This window comes from Streptomyces sp. NPDC032126, assembly GCF_055580085.1.
Window position 1 is genome coordinate 351,737 of sequence record NZ_JBVIMA010000007.1, and the last position, 25,291, is coordinate 377,027.

Consider the following 25,291-nt stretch of genomic DNA (forward strand, 5'->3'; position numbering starts at 1 on the left):
ATCCCCGTATCTGCAAGGGAACCCCCGTGACCAGACTCAGCGTCGAGATGCTGGCAGCGGACACCGTCGAGCCGATCACCTCGGCCGGCCACGCCCAGCTGGGCATCGCCGTGCTGGGCGGAATCGCCGTCATCGTCCTGCTGATCACCAAGTTCAAGCTCCACGCCTTCCTGGCGCTCACCATCGGCTCGCTCGCGCTGGGCGCGTTCGCCGGGGCGCCGCTCGACAAGGCGATATCCAGCTTCACCACCGGGCTCGGCGCCACCGTCGCCGGTGTGGGCGTGCTGATCGCGCTGGGCGCGATCCTCGGCAAGCTGCTCGCCGACTCCGGCGGCGCCGACCAGATCGTCGACACGATCCTCGCGAAGGCCGGCGGCCGCTCGATGCCGTGGGCGATGGTCCTCATCGCCTCCGTGATCGGCCTGCCGCTGTTCTTCGAGGTCGGTGTCGTCCTGCTGATCCCGGTCGTGCTGATGGTCGCCCGGCGCGGCAACTACTCGCTGATGCGCGTCGGCATCCCCGCGCTCGCCGGCCTCTCCGTGATGCACGGTCTGGTGCCGCCGCACCCCGGCCCGCTGGTCGCGATCGACGCGGTCGGCGCCAACCTGGGCGTCACGCTGGCGCTCGGCGTCCTGGTCGCGATCCCGACGGTCGTCGTCGCCGGCCCCCTGTTCTCCCGCGTGGCCGCCCGCTGGGTGGATGTCCAGGCGCCGGAGCGCATGATCCCCCAGCGGCCCTCGGAGGAACTGGAGAAGCGCCCGGGGTTCGGCGCGACGCTCGCCACGATCCTCCTCCCCGTCGTCCTCATGCTGTCCAAGGCGTTGGTCGACATCGTCGTGGACGACAAAGAGCACACCGTGCAGCGCGTCTTCGACGTGATCGGCTCTCCGCTGATCGCCCTGCTCACCGCCGTGATCGTCGGCATCTTCACGCTGGGCGTGCCCGCCGGCTTCTCCAGGGAGCGGATCTCCGCGCTGGTCGAGAAGGGGCTCGCGCCCATCGCGGGCATCCTGCTGATCGTCGGCGCGGGCGGCGGCTTCAAGCAGACGCTGATCGACTCCGGCGTGGGTCAGATGATCCTGGACATCTCCCAGGACTGGAACATCCCGGCCCTGCTGCTGGCCTGGCTGATCGCCGTGGCCATCCGGCTGGCCACCGGTTCGGCGACCGTGGCGACCGTCTCGGCGGCCGGTCTGGTCGCGCCGCTGGCCGCCGACATGTCGACCACCCACGCGGCCCTGCTGGTCCTCGCCATCGGCGCCGGCTCGCTCTTCTTCAGCCATGTCAACGACGCCGGGTTCTGGCTGGTCAAGGAGTACTTCGGGCTGAGCGTCGGGCAGAACCTGAAGACCTGGTCGGTGATGGAGACGATCATCTCCGTGACGGCCGGCGGCCTGGTCCTGCTGCTCTCCCTGGTCATATAGCCGGGCGCCTGGTGGTCCGGCGCCCGGAAGGACCCTGAAGCGGGCGCCCCACCAGGGTGTCCAGGATGTCGCGAGCGGCGGTCAGGTCCTCGATCGCCGCCGTGATCCTCTCCCGCTCCCGCGCGATCCCGTCGAGGATCTCGGGGCACCTGCCGACCAGGACGACGTCCTGGTCGTCGGCGCAGGGCACGATCTCGGCGATGGCGGAGGTGCCGAGGCCGGCGCTCAGCAGCACCTGGATGCGTCGGACCGTGGTGACGTCCCGCTCCGCGTACTCCCGGTATCCGCTCGGCCGGCGCTCCGGGGTGAGCAGCCCCTGTTCCTCGTAGTAGCGCAGGGCGCGCGGGCTGGCTCCGGTGCGGCGGGAGAGTTCGCCGATACGCAAGGTGGCCTCCTCATGTGGCCCGGCGCGGCGGGGACTTGACTCTCACGTCGACGTGAGGGTCGAGCATCACCGTATGACGATCTCCGCCGCGCGCACCCCCGTTTCCGTCCTCGGCCTCGGCCCGATGGGCCACGCCCTCGCCTCCGCCTTCCTGACCGCCGGCCATCCGGTGACCGTGTGGAACCGCACCCCGGGCCGGACCGGCGACCTCCCCGGCCGGGGCGCCGTCGTGGCCGGCTCGGTCGCGCGGGCCGTGGAGAACGGGCGGGTGGTCGTCGTCTGCCTGCGGGACTACGACGCCGTACGCGCCGTTCTCGACTCCGCGGACGCCGACTGGCCGGGCCGGGTCCTGGTCAACCTCACCAGCGGCGGACCGGCCCGGGCCCGCGCGCTCGCCGACTGGGCGACCGGGCGGGGCGTCCGCCTGCTGAACGGCGCGATCCTCACCCCGACCGACGCCATCGGGACACCGGCGGCCGCCGTGCTGTACGGCGGGGAGCGCGCCGCGTACGAGGCGGTGCGGGAGACGATGGGCGCGCTCGGCGGCACGGCGGTCCATCTGGGCGAGGATCCCGGGCGGGCGGCCGCGTACGAGGTCGCGCTGCTCGACCTGTTCGCCGTCGCGGTGCACGGTGTCACGCACGCCTTCGCCCTCGCCGAGGCGGAAGGGATCGCGCCGGGCGACCTCGCCCCGTACGCCGTGGGCATCGGCGGGCTGCTGCCGGAGATGGTCACACGGTTCGCGGATCAGCTGGCGGCGGACGACTTCCCGGGCGAGCGCTCGACGATCGCCTCCGCGGCGACGACCCTCGGCCACCTCGTCGAGGCGGCCGCCGCCCACGGCCTCGACACGGGCGCCCTCGCCGCGGCGCGGCGCACGGCGGACCGCGCGGTGGCCCACGGCCACGGCACGGAGGGCCTGGCCCGCCTCGCCAGGGTTTTGAGCGAACACCGGGGGGTGTGAGGGAGGCCGGTGGGACGGGCCCCCGGAGCCTGGTTCTCAGCGGCGCCACAGGGGGTGCTCGCGGTCCGCCCAGGCCTGGCTCACCCAGCCCGTCCGCATTCCCCGGCGGGCCTCCGGGTCGCCCAGGGCCATGCCGATGTGGCCGGCGAGGACGATGCCGACGGTCAGGGCCAGCCAGTCGTGGACGAACGTCGCGCTGGTGCGCCATCTGATCGGGGTGAGATGGGTGAACCACATCAGCAGCCCGGTGCCGAGCATCACCAGCGTCGCCCCGGCGATCCAGGACGCGTAGATCTTCTGGCCCGCGTTGAACTTGCCGGCCGGCCGGGCCTCGCGCCGCTTGTCCCGGCGCAGGGCCGCCCGCAGCCAGATCCGGTCGTGCGGGCCGAAGCGGTTGAGGTGGCCGAGGTCGGCGCGGAAGGCACGGAAGGCGAGGCCGGTCAGCGCGGGCACCGGCAGGGCGAGCCCGGCCCACTCGTGGACGCGGACGACCAGCTCACGGCGGCCGACGAGCTGGGCGAACTCGGGGATGTAGAGCACGGCGGCCGTCACCACGCACACGCCCATGAGGAGCGCGGTGGTGCGGTGGACCCAGCGCGGCGCGCGGCCGAACCGCCGGACCCGGGTCTCGGCCGCCGGGGCCGGGTCAGCTCGTAGGGTCATCGTCCCGCCCGTTCGACCGGCCCACCCAGGCGTCGACGTCGTAGCCGCGGTCCTCCCAGTAGCCGGGCCGCACGTCCTCGGTGACGGTGATGCCGGAGAGCCACTTGGCGGACTTGTAGAAGTACATGGGCGCCACGTAGAGGCGGACGGGGCCGCCGTGGTCGTGGCCCAGGTCCTTGTCCTGCATGCGCAGGGCGACGAGGACGTCGGCGCGGCGGGCCTGGGTGAGGGTGAGGCTCTCGCTGTAGGTGCCGTCGAAGCAGGTGAAGCGGATCGCGCCCGCCTTCGCCCGCACGCCGGCCGCGTCGAGCAGCGTGGACAGCCGCACCCCCTCGAAGGGCGTGCCGGGGACCCGCCAGCCGGTGACGCACTGGACGTCCCTGACCAGCCGCGTCTGCGGCAGGGCCCGGAGATCGGCGAGGGTGTACTGGCGGGGGTGGTCGACGAGGCCGTCGACGGTGAGGCGGTAGGTCGAGGCGTCCTTGTGCGGGACGGAGGAGGCCACGGAGTAGTAGCGGAAGCCGCCGCCGTTGGGGAGCAGTCCGGTCAGGCCGGTGGGGTCCTTGCCGGCGGCGTTGCCGAGGAAGGCCTCCATGCCGCGTTGCAGCGTGGGCGCGGTGAGCACGCCGAGGGCGCCCAGGCCGAGGGTGCCCAGGAAGACGCGGCGGCCGACGGGGGTGCCGCGCTCCTGAGGTGGTTCGGGGTTCACGTGTCCATTCGAGCACCGAGGGGGTGCGCGAAGCCAGGGACCCCGGTGATCCGTCAGACTTCCGTCACCTTCGCCGTGTCCGTGGCCGCGTCCGCGGTCACCGTGTGCGGCCGCCGCCCAGGATTGCGGCCCTGGCCTCCCGGAAGGCGGTGCCCGGGTCGCGGTCGGGGTACGACCAGGGGGCGGCGGTGGCGTGGTCGCCGATGCGCTGGAAGAGGGCGGCGGCCTCGGCGCCCCGCCCCTCGCAGACCTTGGCGTGGGCGAGGAAGTTCAGGTCGAGCAGGCGGCGCGGGTGGCCGTCGTGCTCCCACTCCAGCCACCAGTCGAAGGCGGCCTTCATCACCTCCCGGGACCGCCCGTCGGACCAGTGGCCGGAGGCGGCGGGGTCGGCGGGCGCGAAGCCGTGGGCGGCCAGGACGCGGTAGCGCTCGGCGTGGGCGACCACCGGCAGGATGGCGAGCGGGGAGTCGGCGGGGGCGTTCTCGGCGGCCCAGGCGGCGAAGTCGTAGACCTCGTGCAGCGGGTCCGCGCCGGTGGCGGCGCGGCGCTCGGCGAGCCGGGCGACCATCAGGTGGTGGGCCTGGTGGTGGTCGCGGCAACGGGCGCGGATCTCCTCGAAGAGCCGGATCGCGGCCGGGCCGCCGTCGGGCTCCAGCAGGAGCAGGCCGAGCCAGGGGGTGGGGTCGGCGGGGGCGAGCGCTGCGGCGGCGCGGCAGGCGGCGCGGGCCCTGCCTGGTTCCTCGTGGCCGCGCGAGGCGCGGCGGACCAGAGCGAGGGCGAGGAGGGTGGCGGCGTCGGCGCTGCCGGGGTCGGCGAGCTGCCATGCGCGGGCCCAGGGTACGGCGTGGGGGCCTGCGGCGAGGACGGTGATCCGATGGCCGCGGCGGTCCCAGTCGTCACCGGTGCGGGCGAGCAGGGTGCGGGCGACCTGCCAGCGGCCCTGGGCCAACGCGGCCCGGGCGGCGCGGAGTTCGGTGTCGTCGAGGGCGTCGTCCGGATCGCCGGCGACTAACTCGGGGGTGAACGGGGGTGGAGGCACCGCGGGACTTCCTCATCCTGCTGGAAGGACACGACGCGAGGACGTGGCAGGGGACAGGGCACATGGGGAGGTGGCGGGGGCAGGGCACAGGGGGACATCGGCGGGGAAGGGCGCGGGGACATGACAGAAGTCGGTGTCGGCGCGCGATCGACCGATCACGCACAGCAAACCCGCAGCCAACACTCGGCGTCAAGCGCCCTGGACCATGTCACCCGGCAAGTGCCGTGCGGCGGAGGAAACTTGATTCCTCTCCGGCCCAGGTCGGCCCGGGGAGGGCGCGGAATCGGCGGCTCCGATGTGGCGTACGCCATGGACTTCGCGGGGTCGGCCGCACACCATGGCTGAGGAGTGCCCTTCTGGGTACTCCCACGGGCATCGAGGGCGCGGGGGCGCTACAGTCAGCCATTACGCACCCGTGGCCCGGCCGAATGATCGAGGTACGCAGCGTGTCGGTTCTGGTTCTGATTCTCGCCGTGAGTGCCGCGTGCTGTCTGGGTTTCGGGTTCGTCCTCCAGCAGGCCGCCGCGCAGAAGGCGCCCCTGGGCGACTTCCTCTCCCCGCGGCTGCTGCTCGACCTGATGCGCATCCCGCACTGGCTCGGCGGCATCGGCCTCATGGTGGTCGGCATGGCGCTGGGCGCGGTCGCGCTCGGCCAGGGCGAGGTGTCCCTGGTGGAGCCACTGCTGGCGACGAACCTGCTGTTCGCCCTCGCACTCTCCCGCCGCCGGACCAAGCAGACCCTGGGCCGCCAGGGCTGGGCGGGTCTGGCGCTGCTCGCGGGCGGGGTGACCGCCTTCATCATGGCGGGCCAGCCGCGCGGCGGCGACGCCGTCACCGATCCGCTGCGGCACTGGGTGATCATCGGCGCGATGATCGGCCTGGCGCTCCTGCTCACCACCTACGCCAAGCGCTCGCGGCTCAGCTCGGGCCCGGTGCTGCTGGCCCTGGCCGCCGGACTGCTCTACGGCGTGCAGGACGCCCTGACCCGGGTCAGCGGGGAGCGCTTCTCCACGGGCGGCCTGCTGGAGCTGCTCACCGGGTGGCAGCCGTACGCCGTGCTGGCGCTCGGGGTGACCGGACTGGTCCTGGTGCAGAGCGCCTTCGAGACGGCGCCGCTGCGGATGTCCCTGCCCGCGCTGACCGCCGCCCAGCCGCTCGCCGGCATCGCCTGCGGCGTGGGCTTCCTCGGCGACCGCCTGCGCACCGACACCGGGGCACTGGCCTGGGAGGCGGCCGGCCTCGCGGCGATCGTCGCCGGCATCGTCCTGCTCGGCCTGCACCCGGCAATGCCGAGGGGCGCGGCCCCCCAGGAGCGAGTGCCCCGCCTCCAGCCGAACTGAGCCAAGACCGGCTTTCCGCCACATGAGGCACGGAGTCGAGCAAGACCCCGGCGTCAGCCGCATCGAGACGAGGGCCAGCCCTCGGCCGCATCGAGCGAGGGCCCGGATCAGCCCCGCCGAGCACAAGCCCCCCCTTCAGCCCCACCGCGCGCGGCCCCGGCCTCAGCCGCACAGAGCGACGGCCCGGATCAGCCCCGTCGAGCACAAGCCCCCGCACCAGCCGCACCGCGCGCGGACCCGGCCTCAGCCGCACAGAGCGAGGGCCCGGATCAGCCCCGTCGAGCACAAGCCCCCGCTCCAGCCGCATCGCGCGCGGGCCCGGCCTCAGCCCCATTGAGCACAGCCCCACCCCAGCCCCATCACGCGAGCCCCCCTCAGCCGCATCGCGCGAGGCCGCCGCACCAGCCCCCCACCTGAGCCCGACTGACGCCCGTCGTGTCCTCCTGCTTGGATGGGGTGTATGAGCGCAGCTGACGAGATCCTCGACATCGTCGACGAGCAGGACCGGGTCGTCGACCGGCTTCCGCGGGGGCGGGTGTACGCGGAGCGGCTGCGTCATCGCTGTGTCTTCATCGAGGCGCGCGACGCCCAGGACCGGATCTTCGTCCACCGGCGCACCGCGACCAAGCTCGTCTTCCCCTCCCTGCACGACATGTTCGTCGGCGGAGTCGTCGGCGCCGGCGAGTCCTACGACGACGCGGCCCTGCGCGAGGCCGAGGAGGAGCTCGGCGTGAGCGGGCTGCCGAGGCCCACGTTCCTCTTCAAGTTCCTCTACGAGGACGCGTCCGGCGCCAGCTGGTGGTCGGCCGTCTACGAGGTCCGCTGCGAGCTGCCCGTCCGCCCCCAGGTGGAGGAGGTGGCCTGGCACGACTTCCTGCCGGAGGGAGAGGTCGTACGGCGCCTGCCCGAGTGGGAGTGGGTGCCGGACGGCCTGGCGGCGTACGAGCGGCTCAGGCGCTTCCGGGCGGCCGGGTAGGGTCCTCGGCGTGATCGACTTCGTGCGGAACGTCCGGCTGTGGTTCGCGCCGGAGCAGGTGCGGCAGGAGGGCAGCACGCCGGACTACCGCTTCTCGCTGGCCAACGAGCGCACCTTCCTGGCCTGGCTGCGCACGGCCCTCGCGCTGATCGGCGGGGGTTTCGCGGTGGATCAGTTCCTGCCGGACCTGCGCTGGGGCTGGCGGGTCGGGCTGGCGCTCGCGCTGCTCGCCGCCGGCGTGCTGTGCTCGCTGCGCGCGGTGAACCACTGGGTGCGCTGTGAGCGGGCGATGCGGCGGGGCGAGGATCTGCCCCCGTCGCGGTTCCCGGCGCTGCTGAGTGTGGTGGTGGCGGTGGTGGCCCTGGTGATGGTGGTCGTCGTGCTCGTCGGGTGGGAGGGATGAGCGGGCGCGGGGCGCGCGACCGGGATCCCGGGCTGCAGCCGGAGCGCACCCGGCTCGCCTGGCGCCGTACGACGCTGACGAGCACCGTGGCCGCCGTGTTCGCCGTGAAGACGGCGCTGCACGGCGGGCCGTCGGCCCCGGGGATGGTGGTGTGCGGGCTGTGCGGCGCGCTGTGGCTCGGGTTCCTCGCGGTGGCGCACCACCGTATCCGCGCTCTCGCGGCGACTCCGCGCCCGGCCGCGCTTCCCGCCCGGCACGCCACCGCGGCGGTCCTGTGCACGGTGGCGATGGCGGTGTGCGCGGCGGCGCTCGTCCTGTGAGACCCGCCGCGTGCTTCTGCGGCGGGAGCGGTCGGCCTATCGTGGCCCCGATCACGTTGGCCCCGCCCACTGGACGACATACCGACCGGTCGGCATCATGAGTCGGGACCCGTTCACCCGTCCGTAGGAGCGACGCATGAGCCCCGACGACCACCCGCCCGGACTCGACCTCGACCGGCTGCGCGCGCTGCTGGAGCGCGAGCGGCCCGGCCTGGTGCGCGGTCCCCTCACCGGCCGGCTGATCGAGGGCGGACGGTCCAACCTCACGTACGCGGTCTCCGACGGCACCTCGAAGTGGGTCGTACGACGGCCCCCGCTCGGGCACGTGCTGGCCACCGCGCACGACATGAAGCGCGAGCACCGCGTGATCAGCGCCCTGCACGCGACGGACGTGCCGGTGCCGACGCCGGTCCTGCTGTGCGAGGACGAGGAGGTGCTGGGCGCCCCGTTCTACGTCATGGAGTTCGTCGAGGGCACCCCGTACCGCACGGCCGGCCAGCTCGCCCCGCTGGGCCCCGAGCGCACCCGCGACGCCGTGCTGTCGCTCGTCGACACGCTGGTCCAGCTGCACGCCGTCGACCCCGCCGAGGTGGGCCTCGGCGACTTCGGCCGCCCCGAGGGCTTCCTGGACCGGCAGCTGCGCCGCTGGGGCAAGCAGCTGGACGCCTCCCGCAACCGCGAGCTGGCCGGCATCGACGAGCTGCACGCGACGCTCGGCCGGCGGCTCCCCGTCTCCCCCGCGCCCACGGTGATCCACGGCGACTACCGGCTGGACAACGTCCTGATCGGCGCCGACGACCGGATCAAGGCGATCCTCGACTGGGAGATGTCGACGCTCGGCGATCCGCTGACCGACCTGGGCCTGCTGGTGATGTACAGCATGCCGCTGGGCATGCCCGACTCCCCCGTCTCCACCACCGCCGAGGCGCCCGGGCACCCGGAACCGGCCGAGCTGATCGAGCGGTACGCCGCGCGCTCGGGGCGGGACGTGTCGGCCGTCTCCTGGTACACGGCGTTCGCGTGGTTCAAGCTCGCCGTGATCCTGGAGGGCATCCACTACCGGTACACGCTGGGTCAGACGGTCGGCCGCGGCTTCGACCGCATCGGCGAACTCGTCCCGGTCTTCATCGAACACGGACTGACGACTCTTCAGGAAGGCTGACCGGCCATGGATTTCGCGTTCGACGCGCGCACCGAGGAACTGCGCGCCAAACTGCTCGCCTTCATGGACGAGTACGTCTACCCCGCCGAGGCCGTCGCGGAGGAGCAGCGCGCCGCGCTGGCCTCGCCGTGGGACACCCCGGCGGTGGTCGAGGAACTGAAGGCCGAGGCGCGCCGGCAGGGCCTGTGGAACCTCTTCCTGCCCGACGCCGAGTACGGTGCCGGGCTGACCAACCTCCAGTACGCGCCGCTGGCCGAGATCACCGGCCGCTCCCCGCAGCTCGCGCCCACGGCGCTGAACTGCGCGGCACCGGACACCGGGAACATGGAGGTGCTGGCCCAGTTCGCCGACGAGCGGCAGAAGAAGCAGTGGCTGGAGCCGCTGCTCGCCGGCGAGATCCGCTCGGCGTTCGCGATGACCGAGCCGGACGTGGCCTCCTCGGACGCCACCAACATCACCACGCACATCCGGCGGGAGGGTGACGAGTACGTCATCACCGGGCGGAAGTGGTACATCTCCGGGGCGATGAACCCGGACTGCGCGATCTTCATCGTGATGGGCAAGACAGATCCGGACGGCGCCGACATCCGCCGCCAGCAGTCCATGGTCCTGGTCCCGCGCGACACCCCGGGCGTCACCGTGAAGCGCGCCATGCGGGTCTTCGGCTACGAGGACCACTACCACGGCGGCCACGCCGAGGTGATCTTCGACGACGCGCGCGTGCCGGTGTCGAACCTGATCGGCGAGGAGGGCGGCGGCTTCGCCATCGCCCAGGCCCGCCTGGGCCCCGGCCGTATCCACCACTGCATGCGGCTGATCGGCATGGCCGAGCGGGCGATCGAGCTGATGTGCCGGCGGGCGGTGTCCCGTACGGCCTTCGGCAAGGCGCTGGCCCAGCAGGGCGTGGTGCACAACTGGATCGCGGACGCGCGCGTGACGGTCGAGCAGCTGCGGCTGCTGGTGCTGAAGACGGCCTGGCTGATGGACACCGTCGGCAACCGGGGCGCCCACACCGAGATCCAGGCCATCAAGATCGCCACGCCCCGCGCGGTCGTCGACATCATCGACCGGGCGATCCAGCTGCACGGCGCGGGCGGCGTCAGCCAGGACTTCCCGCTGGCCGAACTCTACGCCGGGGCGCGCACGTTGATGATCGCCGACGGCCCGGACGAGGTCCACCAGCGGTCGCTGGCCCGGCGGGAGCTGAAGAAGTACCTGGCGTAGCGGGGCGGTGCCCGCCTCAGGGCCGCAGGGCCCGCAGGAGCAGGTCGGCCAGATGGTCGGCGACCTCCTGCGGGCCGAGCGGGCCGTCGGGGCGGTACCAGGTCGACAGGTGGTGCACGGAACCGAAGTGGTAGTCCACCACCAGGTCGGCGGGGGTCGCCGTGGAGAAGACGCCCGCGTCCTGACCCTCCTCGATCAGCGCGCGGAAGCGCTCGTGGTAGCGCCGGCGCTCGGCGCGGACCTGCTTGTTCTTCTCGGGGCTCAGATGGTGCATCGAGCGGAAGAAGATCGACGCGTCGTCGAGGTTCTCGATGGTCGTGACGACGACGTCCGCCGCCGCGTCCCGCAGCCGCTTCTCGATCGGCTCGTCGGCGTTCGCGAAGGCGTCCAGGCGCTCCTGCTGGACGCGCAGCACGCGCGCGTACACCTCGTGCAGGAGGTCGTCCTTGGAGCCGAAGTAGTGGTAGAGCGCCCCTTTGGTGACGCCGGCCGCCTCGACGATCTCCTGCACCGAGGTGCGGTCGTAGCCCTGCTCGGCGAAGAGCCGGGTGGCAGCGGCGAGAAGCCGTTGCGGAACGGGGGCCCCCGCGCCGTCCGTCGTCCTGGGCACTGCCGCCACCTGCCTTCTTCCTCGGTCCTTACTTGCTGTCGCCCGCACGGGAACGCAGTTCCCGACGGAGGATCTTCCCACTCGCCGTTTTGGGCAAGTCGGGCAGTATCTCCACCTGGCGCGGATATTTGTAGGCCGCCAGTCTCTCCTTGCAGTAGGCGGCCAGCGCGGCGGGGTCCGTCTCGGCGCCCGGCCGCAGGCTGATGTACGCCTTGACGGTCTCCCCGCGGTACCCGTCGGGCACCCCGACGACGGCCGCCTCGCGCACCGCCGGATGGGTGTAGAGCACGTCCTCGACCTCGCGCGGCCACACCTTGAAGCCCGAGGCGTTGATCATGTCCTTCTTGCGGTCGACGACGTAGAGCCAGCCCCGCTCGTCCATGAACCCGATGTCGCCGGTGCGCAGCTCGCCGCCCGGGAAGGTCTCGGCGGTGGCGTCGGGCCGCCGCCAGTACCCGGGCACGACCTGCGGCCCGCGCACGACGATCTCGCCCTGCTCGCCGAAGGGCACCTCCTCGCCCAGGTCGTCGACGATGCGTACGACCGTGTCGGGGCCCGGCACGCCCACCGCGAGCGTCCCGGAGGCGGGGTCGACGGGCGCCTCCAGCTGGGGCGGCACGGAGGCGCAGGGCGCGGTGCACTCGGTGAGCCCGTAGCCGTTGCGGATGTACGGCCCGAAGCCCGCCCGGAACTTCTCCACCAGGGCCGGCGGCACCGGCGCGCCGCCCGAGGAGATGTTCACGAAGGAGGCGAAGTGGTCCGGGGTGGCGGCCGGGTGGGCGGCGAGGGCCATGAAGGCGGTGGACGGGCCGACGGTGTAGTGCGGCCGGTGCTCGGCGAAGGCCTCCAGGACGACGCCCGCCTCGAAGCGGTACGTCAGCACCAGCGTCCCCGCGGCGTTCAGACAGGCGCCGAACTGGCAGACCATGCCGGTGATGTGGAACAGCGGCGCGAGGGCGTAGTAGACCGGGGCGTCGGGCAGGGGCAGTCCGGTGCACTGCCGCTCGACGTTGGCCATGATGTTGCCGTGCGTGTTGGTGGCGCCCTTGGGGGTGCCGCTGGTGCCGGAGGTGTAGCTGATCAGCGCGATGTCGGCGGGCGCGAGGTCGCGCCCCTCGGGCGCCCGGTGGCCGGCGCGGGCCACGGCGACGAGGTCGTCGGCGTCCTCGGCCGGCGGCAGCCGCTCGAAGGCGAGCACGCGCGCGTCGTCGCGCGTCTGGAAGTCCCGCTCACAGCCGGTGAGCACGATCCGCACGGGCGAGTCGGCGGCCGTCTCGCGCAGATACTCCGCCCAGGCCCGGTCGGAGCAGATCAGCGCGGCCACCTCACCGTCCCGCAGGACGTGGCCGACCTCCCCCGACTTGTACATCGGGTTGACGGGCACCACGATCGCGCCCGCCTTCCAGGCGCCCAGCAGCGCGATGACGAACAGCGGGGAGTTCTGCAGCAGGACGGCCACCCGGTCGCCGCGCTCCAGGCCGCGTGCGGCCAGATGACCGGCCACGGAGTCGCTGAGCTCGTCCACCTCGCGGTAGGTCAGCCGTCCGTCGAAGTAGGCGAGGAAGGTCCGCTCGGGCGCCTCGGCGACGGACCGGCGCAGCGAGTGCACCAGGGAGTCGAGGGGGTGGACCGGGCCGCGCTGGGCGTCGTCGAGGAGGGCCAGCCAGGGGCGGGCTTCGTACCGGGAGGCGGTCACTCGGTGGCCTCCCACTTCTGCTGGAGGTGGTTCATGCTGGTCAGCCAGCGGTCGGGGTCGGCGGCCCGGGCCTGGTAGTACGCGGCGGCCTCGGGGTGCGGCAGGATCAGGAAGCGGTCCTTGGCGATGCCCTCGAACAGGGCCTGCGCCACGTCGTCGGGCTCGATCGCGGTCGGCCTGAGCACCAGGTCGCCCGCGCTGCCGCTGGCCTCCAGCATGTCGGTGCGCACGCCCTGCGGACAGATCGCGTGCACCTTGATCCCGCGGTGCCGGTACGTCAGCGACAGCCACTCGGCGAAGGCGTAGGCGCCGTGCTTGGTGACGCTGTAGGGGGCGGCGCCGATCATGGTGAGCAGTCCGGCCGCGGAGACGGTGGACACGAAGCGTCCACTGCCCCGCTCCAGCCATTCGGGCACCAGGACGTGGGCGGCGCGGACGTGGGCCATGACGTTGACGTCCCAGGCCAGCGCCCAGACGCTCTCGTCGGCGGCCTCGGAACCGCCGGAGCCGACCCCGGCGTTGGCGCAGTAGACGTCGATGGTGCCGCCGAGGGCGTCGCGGGCGGCGTCGACGACGAGGGAGGCGTCGCCGGGGACGGCTATGCCGCCGATCTCGTCGGCGACGGCCGCGGCCCTGTCGGGGTCGAGGTCATTGACGACGACGCGGGCTCCCTCGGCGGCGAACCGCCGGGCGAGCGCGGCTCCGATACCGCCTCCGGCTCCCGTGACGACCACTCCAGCACCCTGCACGGCTTCCACCTCGGTCTCCTTCGACACGACACGGCTCTGGCTGGCCAGACTAACCAGTCGGTATGTCGCTGGGAAGAGTGACTTCCCGAGCCGTGACGTATGGCCATTTCCCCCTGTTAGCAGGACGATGCGCCGCAGATCGCGCACCACTCGGGGGCGAGGAGGCCTGTCATGGCTGATCCGGCAATGAGCGTGACTCCCTACTGGGAGCTGACCTTCGACGCGGACGGCGACGTGGACCGCCGCCAACGCGACCGGCTCCTGGCCGGGATCACCTCGACGGGCGTGCGGGACCTGATCGTCTTCGCCCACGGCTGGAACAACGACCGCTCGACCGCCACCCGTCTCTACAGCCGCTTCTTCGCCCAGTTTCCCCCGCTCGCGCCGCACGCGAGCCTCGGGTACGCGGGCGTGCTCTGGCCGTCCATGCGCTTCGCCGACGAGCCGATCCCCGACTTCCCGCGCTCCGTGGCCGTCCTGGAGGCCCGCCCGCCGGCCCTCGACAAGGACACCCGGCACGCCCTGCTGGAGGCCTTCCCCGGCCGGGCGACGATCGTGGAGCAGATCGCCAGGATGCTGGAACAGCGGCCGGTGGACGGTGAGTTGGAGGAGTTCGGCCGTCTGGTGCAGTTGCTCGTGGACGTCGTACCGCCGGGCCCGCAGGCCCAGTTCGCGGCCGACACCCTCGCCGAGGGGGTGCCGCAGGACGAGCCGGAGATGTTCACGCGGACCGAGGCGGCCTGCGAGGAGTTCGCGGCGGCGCTGGCGGGGCTGCACACGCCGGAGGGGGCCGAGACGTTCAGCCTGCCCGACCCGTGGGACGGCGGGAAGGAACTCCTGCGGCAGGCGACGTACTACGCGATGAAGCGCCGGGCCGGCACGGTCGGCGAGCGGGGGCTGGGGCCGGCGATCGGCGGGCTGGCGCGGCAGTCGCCCGGGGTGCGGGTGCATCTGGTCGGGCACAGCTTCGGCGCCCGGCTGGTGTCGTTCGCGCTGCGGGGACTGCCGGAGGGCGTACGCGCGGTGAAGTCGGTGACGCTCCTGCAAGGGGCCTTCTCCCACTACGCGTTCGCCGCCCGGCTGCCGCACGACGCCCGCGCCGGCGGCATGCTGCACGGCCAGCAGAACCGGGTCGACGGCCCTCTGGTGTGCTGCCACTCGCAGCACGACGCGGCGCTGGGGACCATGTATCCGCTGGCCTCGAAGATGGCGGGGGACGCGCAGGGCGCCGTCGCGGAGTTCGGGCTGGGGCAGCTGCTGGGCGCCAAGTGGGGGGCGCTGGGCTTCGACGGGGTGCAGGCGGTGCCGGGCACCCGCGCGCTGACCCTCGCCGAGGCGCTGGCCGGCCCCCTGCCGGCGTCGGGGTGTGTGAACGTCGATGCCGCGCAGGTGGTCCGGCGCGGAGGGCCGCCCGCCGGGGCGCACAGCGACATCGTGCACCCGGAGCTGGCGCGGGTGGTTCTGGCGGCGGGCCGGATCCACTGAACTCCGGCCCGCCGCGGGGGTCTCACCGGTGCGAGGTGTACTCCACCACCTGCTGGAAGGTCGGGCGGTTCTGCCAGCTGATCTTGCCGTGCTTGATGCCGCCCAGGGTGCGCTGGACGATCGCGTCGGCGCACCACTGGTCGCCCGCCGAGCACTGGTCGTCACCCGGGTAGACCTGGGCGGCGGTCTTGCCGGCCGCGGTCTTCAGGGTGCTGATCAGGGCGTCCCGGCAGGCGCTGAGGCTGCCGCCGCCGCAGTACTTCTGGGCGAGCGGCCCCTGGACGTTCTGGCCGAGCACGGCCCGGATGTCCTTGTCGACATAGCTCCACCAGCCGTACTGGAAGGAACTGCCGGCGTGGGAACCGGTGGGGCCGTGGCCGGCCGACGGGGCCTCGTCGATCGGCAGGTTGGCGGTGAAGGCGGTGTAGAGACCGCTGCCGAGGCCCGGTTCGAACTCGGCCTTCACCAGCAGCGGCCACCAGGCGTCCAGGATGCGGATCGCGTCGGCGTCGGCGTACTTCTTCGATCCGGCGGAGGTCTCGGTGCGCCTGCCGCCCGCCGAGAGCCAGGTCTGGAGCTTGGTCACGGCGGCCGCCGCCGTGGTGTCGGTGACCGTCGAGCTGTTGATCACCTTCAGCAGGTCCGGTACGACGTCCTCGGCGCGCAGATCGACCAGCGCCGCCTCGCCCATCGCCCCGGCGAGCGACGCGCGGGTCACCCCGCCCGCCGCGACCAGCTTCTTGACCCGGTCCTCCAGCAGATTGCCGCGGTGCACGGACCCGTCACCCCACGGCGCGGTCGTGTAGTCCTTGGCCTGCTTGTTGTTCCAGGAGATGTAGTAGTCCTGGTCGATGGAGTTGGGGTGCTCCGAAGCCGGCGTGTAGGAGGCCGTGTTGGTCGCCGGGTCCCAGCCGCGCCAGTCGTACGCGGACCGCGCCCACACCGGGAACTCGGCGTCGACGCCGCTCGCGCGCACCGGGTTGTCGCCGCTGTTGTAGTACGCGGTGTGCGTGGAGTCGGCGTAGAACCAGTTGAAGGTGTAGTTGATGTGCTGCACCGCGCTCTGGAAGCTCTCCGGGCCCTTGACGTAGTCGGGGTCGTTGAGCATCTGGAAGCCGATGATCGAGTCGGCCTCGTGGAGGTAGGAGGAGCGCAGGGTGGTGTAGGCGACCTTCTTGCCCCCGACGGTCGCGCGGTGGGTGACGGGCCCGTACTTGGTGCGCCACACGCGCATGGTGTACGAGCCGGCCGCGGTGCCGTCGGCCGTGGTCGGCTTCCAGGCGTTCTTCTGCTCGACCTTGTCCATGGCCGTGCAGGTGCCGTGGTACAGGTAGTGGTAGTCGTCCTGGCAGAGTTCGACGGCGTACGAGTCGATGATGTCCTGGCCGGAGGTCGTGGCGCTCCACGAGTAGTCCTGGCCGCGGCCCAGTTCGACGTACAGGCTCAGGCCGGCGAAGGAGGCGCCGCGGGCGCTCAGGCCCGGGCCCTGGATCTCCTGGAGCATCAGCAGCTGCGGGGCGAAGTAGCCGGTCTGCGGGCCGAAGACGGCGACCGGATGGCCGCTCGCGGTGTGCTTGCCGCTGACGACGAGGGCGTTGGACATCCCGCGCCGGGCGGAGCTGAGGGCGGTCGCGGCGGCCGTGGTGGAGGCCCTGCTCGCGCTCGTGGTGGCGCCGGTGCCCGTACGGTCGTAGACCAGGGGTTCCTCGACGACCGACCCGGCGTCGGGCAGTGCCTCGCCCTGCGGGTCGGCGGGGCGGGTGGCGTACGGGAAGCTGCCGCTGTTGACGGTGAGGACGGCCTCGGGGTCATTGCGCTCGCGGAAGGACTCCCAGACCGCGGTGCCCTGTGTCACGCCGTACTTCTCCTGCGCGGCGAGCAGGGAGATCGCGTTGTTGACCTCGCCGCCGCCCCCGGAGCCGAAGAGCGCGCCGATGACCGAGCCGAGCGCCACCATGTCGGTGATCTTGAAGTGGTCGATGGTGCCGGCGTTGGTGATCGAGTCCTTGTGGCCGGTGAGGACGTACTCGCCGGGGAAGTAGCGGCCGCTGTCGGAGGCGTCGATGTAGGCGTTGATGCCCGCCAGATAGGCGTTGGCGTCGGCGAGGGCCTGCTGGCCGCGGGCGCCGTTGACGGCGACCGCGTTGTCGATCTGGGCCTGGAGATCGGCCTCGGTGTAGGGCGCGTTGCGCCAGAACTGCTGCTCCAGGCCCTGGTTGGAGGCGGCGCCGCCGGCGAAGGAGGTGAGCTGGCCGCGGCCGACGTGGCGGAAGACGTCCATCAGCCACAGCCGGTCCTCGGCCGCGGCGTAGCCGGCGCCGAACTCGGTGCCGTACCGCGTGGTGCCGGTGATGTGCGGGACGCCGGTCTTCTTGTCGCGGACGATCGTCACGTCGGAGCGGCCCGCGGGCTTCTCGGAGGAGGCGACCTGATCGGAGGCGACCCCGAACGAGGCGTCGTTGAAGAAGGAGTTGATGGTGGCGTTGGTGAGGGTGGGGTAGCCCTTGGCCAGGTTGGCGTAGGGGCCGAGCTGGTCCTCGGCGTGGTCGGGCTGGGTGCCGAAGGCCTGGTTGAGCAGGACCTGCGCGAGGGTGGCGTTGCCGTTCTCACCGGGCGGGAGGATGTCGGAACACTGGCCGCCGCAGTAGTCGTTCGAGGTCGCGGCCTGGGCGACGCCGACCTGGGAGAGCGGGGACAGAAGTCCGGCGATGAGCGCGCATATGGACGCGGTCTTCAGGAACCCGGGGAACGCGCCGGGAGTTCTCAGTCTGTCGAGTGTGGTACGGGGAGTTCGCCGAGGCATGGTCAGCTCCTAGCGACGGGGGTGGCCGGAAGGTTACCGGCGGTATCCCCGGGATTGAAGATGAACATGCGTCACTTTTCGAAGTCGGCCTCCACGGCCGGCGGAAGCGCGGAGAGATCGGATGGAGCCGAATCGCCTGTCGATACGTCTATTCGTCGACGCCGCGCGAAGGATGTGCGACGACGCCGAAGTGACCGAAGTACAGGTGCAGATGTGACGGAGGTGCAAGGCGATGGCCGGTTTCCGGAGTCTGGCGAGACAGGTGCGCGACCCGCGGTGCGATCTGGCCCTGCGGCGTTATTCCCTGCGCAAGTGCCTTGAGCGTTTCGCGCCCTACGGCCACCGGGCGACCTGGGACCACCTGTGCTCCCGGGCCGGGTTCGACCCGGAGGACCGCTCCCCCGACCCGGTGCGGCTCGTGGCCGCGCTGGAGGAGCTGGAGGAGGCACGCGCGGTGTGGCTCGCCTACGAGGTGGAGTTCGCCGAGCGCCGCAGGAAGGAGAAGCACGACGGGCTGCGCAGGCCGGGCAGTGTCGACGACTGGCACCGGCTGACCTGGGGCGGCTTCGGTGTGGCGTGGTGCGACGACCCGCGGGTCCACCCCCGTGAGCCGCTGGCCGAGGTACTGCGCCGGCTGATCGCCGCGCTGGAGCGCGAACCGGGCGCGGCCTGCCCGGTGTGCGGCGGCGAACGGCTGCGGTGGACATACGACCTGGACCATGAGCCGTCCTCCGGTCCGGTCTGCGGGAACTGCGGGATACTCGTGCCGCGGCCCGTGCTGACGCCCGAGGCGCTGGCGTTCGCCCGGCGCGAACGGCTGCTGATGTCGGCCTGAGCACGGCGGGGGTGCGCCGGGGATGCCGCACCCCCTGCGGACGTCCACCGCTCAGCCGGTGACGGTGTCCCAGTACGGATGGACCCAGCGCTCGTCGCAGGGCAGGGCGAGGAGTTCGCAGCGGGCGGCGAGATCGGACTCGCCCTGGGCGCGCAGCCGGGCGGCACCCGGCCCGATCAGCCACGCGCGCAGCTCGGCGACGGCCGCGTCCTCGCTGTCGTTCTGCCACCAGTCGAACGGCGAGTAGTCGGAGAGCAGATCGTAGAGCCACTCCTCGACGCAGGGGACGAGATGCGCGTCCGCCGCCGGGCCGCGGACCCAGGTGTCGAGGAAGGGCGTCACGGTCCGGGCGATCGCGCTACACAGCTCGAAGATCTCATGGACCGCGTAGGCGGGCTCGGGCGTCGCGAGGACCTCCTGCCACCAGGCGCGCACGAACGCGTCGATGGCCGCCGCCTGCTCGGCCGGCCAGGTCCGCCAGTCCGCCTTGACCAGACCGTGCGCACCCCAGCCGACCCCGTCCAGCGTGCCGTCCGCCAGCGCGTGCGAGGCCTGCGGCAGCAGCCGGCGCATCGAGGCGGCGTGGTCGTCGAAGTGGTCGGCCACCTCGAAGACGTACATCTCCACGACGTCGGGGGGCACACGGGTGTACGGCGTGCGCAGGTGGGCGGCGTGCTCGGGGGCGTGGCACAGCGGGCAGTTGGTCTCGCGGGGGCTGGCGAAGCCGTTGAAGACGGTGTCGATGTCCGCCAGCGCGGCGGCGAGGGCCTTCGAGGTCATGGGAGTCGGTCCCGTCGGAACTCCGTGCGCGGCGGCGGATGGCCGCCGGCCGAAGAGCGCGACACTACCAGCCGCTAATCGGGTCGCTCCAGCGCTTATCCGATCGCGACAGTGGGGGCGATGAAACCGAGCTGAGTTCCCGGAGGAGCCCCGTATGTCGACGCTGCGCGTCACCGCCGAAGTGCTGACCGTCCATGAGCATCCGAACGCCGACGCCCTCGAACTGGCCCAGGTGGGCCTGTATCGAGCGGTCGTGGCCAAGGGCGCCTACCGCACCGGCGAGGTGGCCGTGTACATCCCCGAGCAGTCCGTGCTTCCGGCGGGGCTGATCGAGGAGCTGGGGCTGACCGGGCGGCTGGCGGGCGGCAACGCGGACCGGGTGAAGGCGGTGCGGCTGCGGGGCGAGCTGTCGCAGGGGATCGTGTGCCGGCCGAAGGCGCTGGCGGACGTCGATCTGGCGCGGGCCGCGGCGGACGGCACGGACTTCGCGGAGCTGCTGGGCATCACGAAGTGGGTGCCGCCGATCCCCCCGACGATGAACGGGGATGTGGAGTCCGCGCCCGATCTGCTGCCGTGGGTCGACATCGAGAACATCCAGCGGTATCCGGACGTCTTCACGGCCGGCGAGCCGGTGGTGCTGACCGAGAAGCTGCACGGATCGGCGTGCCTGGTGACGTATGTCGCCGACGAGGAGCGGGTGTTCGTCTCGTCCAAGGGCTTCGGGGCGAAGTCGCTGGCGCTGAAGGAGGATCCGCGCAATCTGTACTGGCGGGCCGTGCGGGGGCACGGGGTCCCCGAGGTCGCGGCGCGGCTGGCCGGACGGCTGGGGGCGCGGCGGGTCGGGATCTTCGGGGAGGTGTTCGGCGCGGGGGTCCAGGACCTGACGTACGGCGCGGACGGACGGCGGGACACGCTGGGGTACGCGGTGTTCGATGTGTCGGCGGAGATCGGGGGCGAGGTGCGGTGGCTGGACGCCGCGGAGCTGCTGGACGGCGAACTGCCGCTGGTGCCCCGGGTGTTCGAGGGGCCGTACGACAGTGAGACGGTCCTGCGGCACGCGAGCGGGCGCGAGACCGTGTCGGGGCGGGAGCTGCATCTGCGGGAGGGCGTGGTGATCCGGCCGGCCGTGGAGCGGTACAGCCCGGTGGTCGGGGGCCGGGCCATCGCGAAGGCGGTGAGCGCGGCGTATCTGACCCGAAAGGGTGGGACCGAGTACGAGTAGGGCTGCGGTCAATACCAGAAGCGCTCCTTGGGGTGTTCCAGGAGCTAGGAGCGCTCCTTGGGGTGTTCCGCCATCAGGCGGGAGCCCGGGCCCCGCCGGCCGAAGGCGTCGTCCGGGTTGGACAGGACACAACTGCTCAGCGACAGGCAGCCGCAGCCGATGCAGTCGGTCAAGTGGTCGCGGAGCCGGTTGAGTTGGCTGATGCGCTCGTCCAGTTCGGAGCGCCAGCGCTCGGAGAGGCGGGCCCAGTCCTCACGGGTCGGGGTCCGCTCCTCCGGCAGTTCCGCCAGGGCCTCCCGGATCGTGGCCAGCGGGATGCCGACCCGCTGGGCCGCCCGGATGAAGGCGACCCGGCGCAGGGTGTCGCGGCCGTAGCGCCGCTGGTTGCCGGAGGTGCGCCGGCTGCTGATCAAGCCCTTGGCCTCATAGAAGTGCAGGGCCGAGACGGCCGCGCCGCTGCGCGCGGAGAGCTGGCCGACGGTGAGCTCGTGGATCTTCTCGGGAATCTGGGGCACCCCTCGAAGCCTACCGATCGTGTGACACCCCGTGTCCGTTGACAGGGGAACCCGGGGCGAGCATGCTAAGCAGTCGCTTAGCATGGCACCGCACGAGAGGCCGGGGAGACACATGGCAGAGCCGAGGATCTTCAGGTCCGCCGACGAACTGAGGTCGGCGGTGGGCGAGCAGCTGGGGTACACCGACTGGCTGGAGATCGACCAGAAGCGCATCGACCTGTTCGCCGAGGCCACGGGCGACCATCAGTGGATCCACGTCGACCCGGAGAAGGCCGCGGCGGGGCCGTTCGGGACGACCATCGCCCACGGCTATCTCACGCTGTCGCTGCTGCCGCTCTTCGGCCCTCAGCTGATCTCCGTCGAGGGTGCGAAGATGGGTGTCAACTACGGCACCAACAAGGTCCGCTTCCCCGCCACCGTCCCGGTCGGCTCCCGGCTGCGCGCCACCGCGACGATCACCGGCGTCGACGACGTGACCGGCGGTGTGCAGGTCACCGTCTCCTTCACGGTCGAGCGCGAGGGCGGCGACAAGCCGGTCTGCGTCGCGGAGTCGGTGTCCCGGTACTACCTCTGACCGGCGGCGGCTACTTGGCCCCCACCATCCGCAGCACGAGGTCGGCGTAGAGCGCGCCGACCTCGTCGGGCGTCCGGGGACCGTTCACGTTGAACCAGCGGGCGACGTCGATGCACAGCGACAGCACGGCGAGCGTCGTGCCGTGCACGTCGGGCACGTCGAACTCGCCGGTGGCGACGCCGTCCTCGATGATGCCGCGCACCTCGGCGTTGACCTGCTTGCGCAGTCCCACGATCTCGGCGCGGGCCGCGGGGCCGAGGGAGTCGAGTTCGTACTGCACGACCCGGGCGGTGGTGCGTCCGCCCGCGTGCCAGCGGACGAAGGAGCTGACCGCGTCGGCGAGCCGCTCGGTCGCGGTGCCCTCGCGCCGGGCCGCCGAGCGCAGGATGTCCAGCGCCTTCTCGTGGCCGATCCGGCTGATGCGGTGGAGCAGCTCTTCCTTGGTCTTGTAGTGGATGTAGAGCGCGGCCGGGCTCATCCCGGCGCGGCCCGCGATGTCCCGGGTCGTCGTGGCGTGGTAGCCGCGCTCGGCGAAGGCCTCGACCGCGGCGATCAGCAGTCGCCGGGCCGCGTCAGGGGTGACCTCGCCCCACGGCTGCGCGTCTCCGCCGCCGATCTCCTCCGCCGCACTCATCACTCGCCCCGTTCCTCGTCTCCGACAGGGGCACCACCATACCGCCGAAGGTGAGCGAGCGCTTAGTGGCCCCTTCGGGGCGCGGCCCACGGCATGGCGCAGAGCTTCTCGACGGGTACGTGCTCAGAAGGCCGAGACGCCGGTCAGGGAGCGGCCGATGAGCAGCTTCTGGATCTGGGTGGTGCCCTCGTAGAGAGTCATCACACGGGCGTCGCGCAGCAGCTTTCCGGCCGGGTACTCGTCGATGTAGCCATAGCCGCCGAAGACCTGGAGGGCGTTGTTGGCGGCGCGCACGGCGGCCTCGGAGGCGAAGAGCTTGGCCTTGGAGGACTCCACGGCGAAGGGCAGGCCCCGGTCGACGAGGTCGGCGACCCGCCAGGTCAGCAGGCGCGCGGCGTCCACGTCGACGGCGATGTCGCTGATCAGCTCCTGGACGAGCTGGTGGTGGGCGATGGTCCTGCCGAACTGCTCGCGCTCGCCCGCCTGGCGCACGGCCGCGTCCAGGGCGGCCTGCGCTATGCCGACACAGCCGGCGGCCACCGACATCCGCCCCTTGGCCAGCGCCGACATGGCCACCGAGAAACCCTTGCCCTCCTCGCCGAGCAGCGCGGACGCGGGCACGCGGACGTCCTGGAGCACGAGTTCCGCGGTGGCCTGGCCGCGCAGGCCGAGCTTGCCGTGGATCGGGCGGCGGGTCAGGCCCGGGGTGTCCGCCGGGACCAGGAAGACGGAGACGCCCTTGTGGCCGGGGGCGTCGGTGGAGCGGGCGAAGAGCAGGACGACGTCGGCCCAGGTGCCGTTGGTGATGAACATCTTGCTGCCGTTGATCACGAAGTCGCCGCCCTCGCGGACCGCGCGGGTGGTGAGGTTCCCGGCGTCCGAGCCGGTGCCGGGCTCGGTGAGGCCGAAGCAGCCGACGAGCTCGCCGGAGGTGAGGCCCGGCAGCCAGTGCCGCTTCTGCTCCTCGCTCCCCCAGGCGGCGATCGTCTTGGCGACCAGCCCGAGCGAGACGGAGACGATGCCGCGCACGGACGAGTCCCCGCGTCCGAGCTCCTCCGTGACCAGGCAGTACGCCAGATGGTCGCCGCCCGAGCCGCCGTACTCCTCGTCGACGGTCAGGCCCAGGAAGCCGACCTCGCCGAGTTTCTTGACGATCGAGCGGTCGACCTCTTCGGCGCGGTCCCAGGCCACGGAGTGAGGGGCGATCTCGCGCTCCACGAAGTCCCGGGCGAGCCGCCGTACGGCGGTCTGCTCCTCGCTGAGCTCCAGGTTCATGCCGAGTCACCCCACAGATAACGGACCTTGAAAGCCGTACATTTAAATTAGCACTGCTAGTTTCCGGACGCAGCCCTACTATGTGCGCCATGGCCCGACCGCGCAAGCCCCTCCTGAGCACCGACCGGATCGTCGAGACGGCGCGCGAACTCGTGGACGCGGAGGGCCTGTCGGCCGTCTCCACCCGCCGGCTCGCCGCCGAGCTGGGAGTGAGCGGGCCGTCGCTCTACAACCACTTCCGCACCAAGGACGAGATCCTGGAGGCGGTCGCGGACTCGGTGAGCGCGCAGGTCGACCTGTCGATGTTCGACGACGGCCGGGACTGGCGGACCGCGCTGCACGACTGGGCCGTCTCCTACCGCGGCGCCCTGCGCGACCACCCCAACATCGTCCCCGTCCTCGCCAGCGGCCCCGGCCGCCGCCCGGCCGCGCTGCGGCTCGCCGACGCGGTCTACGGCGCGATGGTCGACGCCGGCTGGCCGCCCGCGCAGGCCACCTCGATCGGCGCGCTGATGCGGTACTTCATCATGGGCTCCGCGCTGGGCTCCTTCGCCCGGGGCTTCGTCGACGACGCCAGCGCCTACGACCCGGCCGACTATCCCCACCTCGGCCAGGCCCACCTGCTCGCCGAACAGCGGGAGAAGATCGACGAGCGCGCCTTCGAGACGGGGCTCGACGCACTGCTGGACGGGCTGGCCCTGCAGTACCAGCAGCGCGCCGCCGCGGACACTTCGGCGTGAACCGAAGTGTCCGTGCGCCATCCTGGGACGCATGACCACCAGGGAATCGCAGGCGGCTCGGCTGGCCCGGCTCGCGGGGCTGATCGCCGACGAGACACGGGCCGCGTGCCTGCTGGCACTGCTGGACGGGCGGGCCTGGACCGCGGGTGAGCTGGCCCGGCACGCGGGCGTCGCCCCGTCGACGCTCAGCGAGCACCTCGGCAAGCTGGTCGCGGGCGGGCTGCTCGGCGAGGAGCGGCAGGGGCGGCACCGGTATGTGCGCCTCGCCGACGCGTCGGTCGCGCACCTCGTCGAGGATCTCGCCGGGCGGATCGCTCCGGAGGAGGTACGGCGGCCCCGCACGTTGCGGGAGTCCAGTGCCGGGTCGGCCATGGCCCGGGGGCGCACCTGCTACGACCATCTCGCGGGGCGGCTCGGTATCGCGGTCACCGATGCGATGGCCTCGCGGGGGCTGTTGCGGGACGACACGGGGTTCGCGTTGACGGACGCGGGTCTGCGGTGGTTTGCCGCCGTCGGCATCTCCCTTGAGCGCGCGGGGCGGCGGCCGCTGGTTCGGGCTTGTCTCGACTGGACCGAGCGGCGTCCTCACCTCGCCGGTGTGGCGGGGGCGGCGTTGTGCGCTCACGCGCTGGACGTGGGGTGGTGCGAGCGGATCGGGTCCGAGCGGGCGGTGCGGGTGACTGCCGTCGGGGAGCGGGTGTTTGGGGAGTTGCTGGGGATTGATGTGGGTGCGTTGCGGTAGGTGGTTTGGTGCGGCTGCGTTG

The 25,291-nt window shown here is 72.3% G+C and carries 26 protein-coding genes; 14 read left to right on the forward strand and 12 right to left on the reverse strand.

Translation table 11 applies throughout. The features are described 5' to 3' along the window. Nucleotides 1-26 precede the first annotated feature (26 nt). A complete protein-coding gene (locus ACZ5NW_RS26815; RefSeq protein ID WP_468746476.1) occupies nucleotides 27-1,424 on the forward strand; it encodes a GntP family permease in 1,398 nt (465 codons plus the stop codon). On the opposite strand, the gene ACZ5NW_RS26820 is transcribed toward ACZ5NW_RS26815, so the two are convergent. After that, entirely contained in the window at nucleotides 1,417-1,809 is a 393-nt protein-coding gene (locus ACZ5NW_RS26820; protein ID WP_468746477.1) for a MerR family transcriptional regulator, read from the reverse strand. The genes ACZ5NW_RS26815 and ACZ5NW_RS26820 overlap by 8 nt on opposite strands. Before the next feature lie 73 nt (nucleotides 1,810-1,882). Here ACZ5NW_RS26820 and ACZ5NW_RS26825 point away from each other — a divergent pair, with 73 nt between their 5' ends. Beyond that, nucleotides 1,883-2,773, forward strand: coding sequence for an NAD(P)-dependent oxidoreductase (locus tag ACZ5NW_RS26825; RefSeq protein ID WP_468746478.1), 891 nt, complete (start codon nucleotides 1,883-1,885; stop codon nucleotides 2,771-2,773). A 36-nt stretch (nucleotides 2,774-2,809) separates the two neighbouring features. Here ACZ5NW_RS26825 and ACZ5NW_RS26830 read toward each other — a convergent pair whose 3' ends face one another. The 3 genes from ACZ5NW_RS26830 to ACZ5NW_RS26840 all read right to left on the reverse strand — a co-directional run bounded on the left by ACZ5NW_RS26830 (nucleotide 2,810) and on the right by ACZ5NW_RS26840 (nucleotide 5,184). After that, nucleotides 2,810-3,436 carry a cytochrome b/b6 domain-containing protein gene (locus ACZ5NW_RS26830; protein WP_468746479.1) on the reverse strand — a complete coding sequence of 209 codons (627 nt, stop codon included), beginning with the start codon at nucleotides 3,434-3,436 and terminating at the stop codon, nucleotides 2,810-2,812. Then, nucleotides 3,420-4,145 (reverse strand): molybdopterin-dependent oxidoreductase, encoded by a 726-nt coding sequence (locus ACZ5NW_RS26835; RefSeq protein ID WP_468746480.1) that lies wholly within the window; start codon nucleotides 4,143-4,145, stop codon nucleotides 3,420-3,422. Before ACZ5NW_RS26835 ends, ACZ5NW_RS26830 begins: the two co-directional genes overlap by 17 nt. A 97-nt stretch (nucleotides 4,146-4,242) precedes the next feature. Continuing rightward, a complete protein-coding gene (locus ACZ5NW_RS26840) occupies nucleotides 4,243-5,184 on the reverse strand; it encodes a hypothetical protein (RefSeq protein ID WP_468746481.1) in 942 nt (313 codons plus the stop codon). Between the two features lie 446 nt (nucleotides 5,185-5,630). Here ACZ5NW_RS26840 and ACZ5NW_RS26845 point away from each other — a divergent pair, with 446 nt between their 5' ends. The 6 genes from ACZ5NW_RS26845 (at nucleotide 5,631) to ACZ5NW_RS26870 (ending at nucleotide 10,609) form a co-directional block, all read left to right on the forward strand. Next, the gene (locus ACZ5NW_RS26845; protein WP_468746482.1) at nucleotides 5,631-6,524 is read left to right on the forward strand and encodes a DMT family transporter; all 894 of its coding nucleotides are present in this window, start codon (nucleotides 5,631-5,633) and stop codon (nucleotides 6,522-6,524) included. A 460-nt stretch (nucleotides 6,525-6,984) separates the two neighbouring features. After that, nucleotides 6,985-7,500 (forward strand): NUDIX hydrolase, encoded by a 516-nt coding sequence (locus ACZ5NW_RS26850; protein WP_468746483.1) that lies wholly within the window; start codon nucleotides 6,985-6,987, stop codon nucleotides 7,498-7,500. 10 nt (nucleotides 7,501-7,510) lie between these two features. Continuing rightward, nucleotides 7,511-7,903, forward strand: coding sequence for a YidH family protein (locus tag ACZ5NW_RS26855; protein ID WP_468746484.1), 393 nt, complete (start codon nucleotides 7,511-7,513; stop codon nucleotides 7,901-7,903). After that, entirely contained in the window at nucleotides 7,900-8,223 is a 324-nt protein-coding gene (locus ACZ5NW_RS26860) for a DUF202 domain-containing protein (RefSeq protein WP_468746485.1), read from the forward strand. The genes ACZ5NW_RS26855 and ACZ5NW_RS26860 overlap by 4 nt, the downstream gene beginning before the upstream one ends. A 136-nt stretch (nucleotides 8,224-8,359) precedes the next feature. Continuing rightward, nucleotides 8,360-9,385, forward strand: coding sequence for a phosphotransferase family protein (locus tag ACZ5NW_RS26865; protein ID WP_468746486.1), 1,026 nt, complete (start codon nucleotides 8,360-8,362; stop codon nucleotides 9,383-9,385). A gap of 6 nt (nucleotides 9,386-9,391) precedes the next feature. After that, nucleotides 9,392-10,609, forward strand: coding sequence for an acyl-CoA dehydrogenase family protein (locus ACZ5NW_RS26870; protein ID WP_468746487.1), 1,218 nt, complete (start codon nucleotides 9,392-9,394; stop codon nucleotides 10,607-10,609). A 16-nt stretch (nucleotides 10,610-10,625) separates the two neighbouring features. On the opposite strand, the gene ACZ5NW_RS26875 is transcribed toward ACZ5NW_RS26870, so the two are convergent. From ACZ5NW_RS26875 to ACZ5NW_RS26885, 3 genes are read right to left on the reverse strand one after another with little or no spacing between them, the layout of a single operon-like run. Continuing rightward, nucleotides 10,626-11,219, reverse strand: a complete 594-nt coding sequence (locus ACZ5NW_RS26875) for a TetR/AcrR family transcriptional regulator (RefSeq protein ID WP_468746488.1) — start codon at nucleotides 11,217-11,219, stop codon at nucleotides 10,626-10,628. 28 nt (nucleotides 11,220-11,247) lie between these two features. Then, complete coding sequence (locus ACZ5NW_RS26880; RefSeq protein ID WP_468746489.1) at nucleotides 11,248-12,915, reverse strand: class I adenylate-forming enzyme family protein; 1,668 nt, start codon at nucleotides 12,913-12,915, stop codon at nucleotides 11,248-11,250. Further along, nucleotides 12,912-13,673, reverse strand: a complete 762-nt coding sequence (locus tag ACZ5NW_RS26885) for an SDR family oxidoreductase (protein ID WP_468746490.1) — start codon at nucleotides 13,671-13,673, stop codon at nucleotides 12,912-12,914. The genes ACZ5NW_RS26880 and ACZ5NW_RS26885 overlap by 4 nt, the downstream gene beginning before the upstream one ends. 162 nt (nucleotides 13,674-13,835) lie before the next feature. Here ACZ5NW_RS26885 and ACZ5NW_RS26890 point away from each other — a divergent pair, with 162 nt between their 5' ends. Next, nucleotides 13,836-15,149 carry a serine-threonine protein kinase gene (locus tag ACZ5NW_RS26890; protein WP_468746491.1) on the forward strand — a complete coding sequence of 438 codons (1,314 nt, stop codon included), beginning with the start codon at nucleotides 13,836-13,838 and terminating at the stop codon, nucleotides 15,147-15,149. A 22-nt stretch (nucleotides 15,150-15,171) separates the two neighbouring features. Here ACZ5NW_RS26890 and ACZ5NW_RS26895 read toward each other — a convergent pair whose 3' ends face one another. Then, nucleotides 15,172-17,952 carry a penicillin acylase family protein gene (locus tag ACZ5NW_RS26895; protein ID WP_468746492.1) on the reverse strand — a complete coding sequence of 927 codons (2,781 nt, stop codon included), beginning with the start codon at nucleotides 17,950-17,952 and terminating at the stop codon, nucleotides 15,172-15,174. 232 nt (nucleotides 17,953-18,184) lie between these two features. Here ACZ5NW_RS26895 and ACZ5NW_RS26900 point away from each other — a divergent pair, with 232 nt between their 5' ends. After that, the gene (locus tag ACZ5NW_RS26900; protein WP_468746493.1) at nucleotides 18,185-18,787 is read left to right on the forward strand and encodes a hypothetical protein; all 603 of its coding nucleotides are present in this window, start codon (nucleotides 18,185-18,187) and stop codon (nucleotides 18,785-18,787) included. A gap of 51 nt (nucleotides 18,788-18,838) precedes the next feature. Here the strand turns inward: ACZ5NW_RS26900 and ACZ5NW_RS26905 are convergent, their stop codons facing one another. Further along, nucleotides 18,839-19,567, reverse strand: a complete 729-nt coding sequence (locus ACZ5NW_RS26905) for a hypothetical protein (protein WP_468746494.1) — start codon at nucleotides 19,565-19,567, stop codon at nucleotides 18,839-18,841. Between the two features lie 154 nt (nucleotides 19,568-19,721). Between ACZ5NW_RS26905 and ACZ5NW_RS26910 the strand changes: the two genes are divergently transcribed. After that, on the forward strand, nucleotides 19,722-20,789 hold the full coding sequence (locus ACZ5NW_RS26910; RefSeq protein WP_468746495.1) for an RNA ligase (ATP): 1,068 nt from the start codon (nucleotides 19,722-19,724) through the stop codon (nucleotides 20,787-20,789). A gap of 44 nt (nucleotides 20,790-20,833) precedes the next feature. Here the strand turns inward: ACZ5NW_RS26910 and soxR are convergent, their stop codons facing one another. After that, the gene (gene soxR, locus ACZ5NW_RS26915; RefSeq protein ID WP_468746496.1) at nucleotides 20,834-21,304 is read right to left on the reverse strand and encodes a redox-sensitive transcriptional activator SoxR; all 471 of its coding nucleotides are present in this window, start codon (nucleotides 21,302-21,304) and stop codon (nucleotides 20,834-20,836) included. A 112-nt stretch (nucleotides 21,305-21,416) separates the two neighbouring features. On the opposite strand from soxR, the gene ACZ5NW_RS26920 reads away from it, so the two are divergent. After that, nucleotides 21,417-21,878 (forward strand): MaoC family dehydratase, encoded by a 462-nt coding sequence (locus ACZ5NW_RS26920; protein ID WP_468746497.1) that lies wholly within the window; start codon nucleotides 21,417-21,419, stop codon nucleotides 21,876-21,878. A gap of 10 nt (nucleotides 21,879-21,888) precedes the next feature. Here the strand turns inward: ACZ5NW_RS26920 and ACZ5NW_RS26925 are convergent, their stop codons facing one another. After that, nucleotides 21,889-22,512: a TetR/AcrR family transcriptional regulator gene (locus ACZ5NW_RS26925; RefSeq protein WP_468746498.1), complete on the reverse strand. Its 624-nt coding sequence runs from the start codon at nucleotides 22,510-22,512 to the stop codon at nucleotides 21,889-21,891. A gap of 123 nt (nucleotides 22,513-22,635) precedes the next feature. Then, complete coding sequence (locus tag ACZ5NW_RS26930; protein ID WP_468746499.1) at nucleotides 22,636-23,787, reverse strand: acyl-CoA dehydrogenase family protein; 1,152 nt, start codon at nucleotides 23,785-23,787, stop codon at nucleotides 22,636-22,638. A gap of 89 nt (nucleotides 23,788-23,876) precedes the next feature. Here ACZ5NW_RS26930 and ACZ5NW_RS26935 point away from each other — a divergent pair, with 89 nt between their 5' ends. After that, nucleotides 23,877-24,527 (forward strand): TetR/AcrR family transcriptional regulator, encoded by a 651-nt coding sequence (locus ACZ5NW_RS26935; protein ID WP_468746500.1) that lies wholly within the window; start codon nucleotides 23,877-23,879, stop codon nucleotides 24,525-24,527. A gap of 31 nt (nucleotides 24,528-24,558) precedes the next feature. After that, nucleotides 24,559-25,269, forward strand: a complete 711-nt coding sequence (locus tag ACZ5NW_RS26940; protein ID WP_468746501.1) for an ArsR/SmtB family transcription factor — start codon at nucleotides 24,559-24,561, stop codon at nucleotides 25,267-25,269. Nucleotides 25,270-25,291 lie beyond the last annotated feature (22 nt).

Bases quoted from the DNA above. Each gene is read 5' to 3' on its own strand.
- ACZ5NW_RS26895 (WP_468746492.1), bottom strand. From the start codon at position 17,952: ATGCCTCGGCGAACTCCCCGTACCACACTCGACAGACTGAGAACTCCC.
- ACZ5NW_RS26890 (WP_468746491.1), top strand. From the start codon at position 13,836: ATGGCTGATCCGGCAATGAGCGTGACTCCCTACTGGGAGCTGACCTTC.
- ACZ5NW_RS26910 (WP_468746495.1), top strand. From the start codon at position 19,722: ATGTCGACGCTGCGCGTCACCGCCGAAGTGCTGACCGTCCATGAGCAT.
- ACZ5NW_RS26860 (WP_468746485.1), top strand. From the start codon at position 7,900: ATGAGCGGGCGCGGGGCGCGCGACCGGGATCCCGGGCTGCAGCCGGAG.
- ACZ5NW_RS26925 (WP_468746498.1), bottom strand. From the start codon at position 22,512: ATGAGTGCGGCGGAGGAGATCGGCGGCGGAGACGCGCAGCCGTGGGGC.
- ACZ5NW_RS26905 (WP_468746494.1), bottom strand. From the start codon at position 19,567: ATGACCTCGAAGGCCCTCGCCGCCGCGCTGGCGGACATCGACACCGTC.
- ACZ5NW_RS26870 (WP_468746487.1), top strand. From the start codon at position 9,392: ATGGATTTCGCGTTCGACGCGCGCACCGAGGAACTGCGCGCCAAACTG.
- ACZ5NW_RS26900 (WP_468746493.1), top strand. From the start codon at position 18,185: ATGGCCGGTTTCCGGAGTCTGGCGAGACAGGTGCGCGACCCGCGGTGC.
- ACZ5NW_RS26830 (WP_468746479.1), bottom strand. From the start codon at position 3,436: ATGACCCTACGAGCTGACCCGGCCCCGGCGGCCGAGACCCGGGTCCGG.
- ACZ5NW_RS26940 (WP_468746501.1), top strand. From the start codon at position 24,559: ATGACCACCAGGGAATCGCAGGCGGCTCGGCTGGCCCGGCTCGCGGGG.
- ACZ5NW_RS26850 (WP_468746483.1), top strand. From the start codon at position 6,985: ATGAGCGCAGCTGACGAGATCCTCGACATCGTCGACGAGCAGGACCGG.
- ACZ5NW_RS26920 (WP_468746497.1), top strand. From the start codon at position 21,417: ATGGCAGAGCCGAGGATCTTCAGGTCCGCCGACGAACTGAGGTCGGCG.
- ACZ5NW_RS26865 (WP_468746486.1), top strand. From the start codon at position 8,360: ATGAGCCCCGACGACCACCCGCCCGGACTCGACCTCGACCGGCTGCGC.
- ACZ5NW_RS26930 (WP_468746499.1), bottom strand. From the start codon at position 23,787: ATGAACCTGGAGCTCAGCGAGGAGCAGACCGCCGTACGGCGGCTCGCC.
- ACZ5NW_RS26935 (WP_468746500.1), top strand. From the start codon at position 23,877: ATGGCCCGACCGCGCAAGCCCCTCCTGAGCACCGACCGGATCGTCGAG.
- ACZ5NW_RS26825 (WP_468746478.1), top strand. From the start codon at position 1,883: ATGACGATCTCCGCCGCGCGCACCCCCGTTTCCGTCCTCGGCCTCGGC.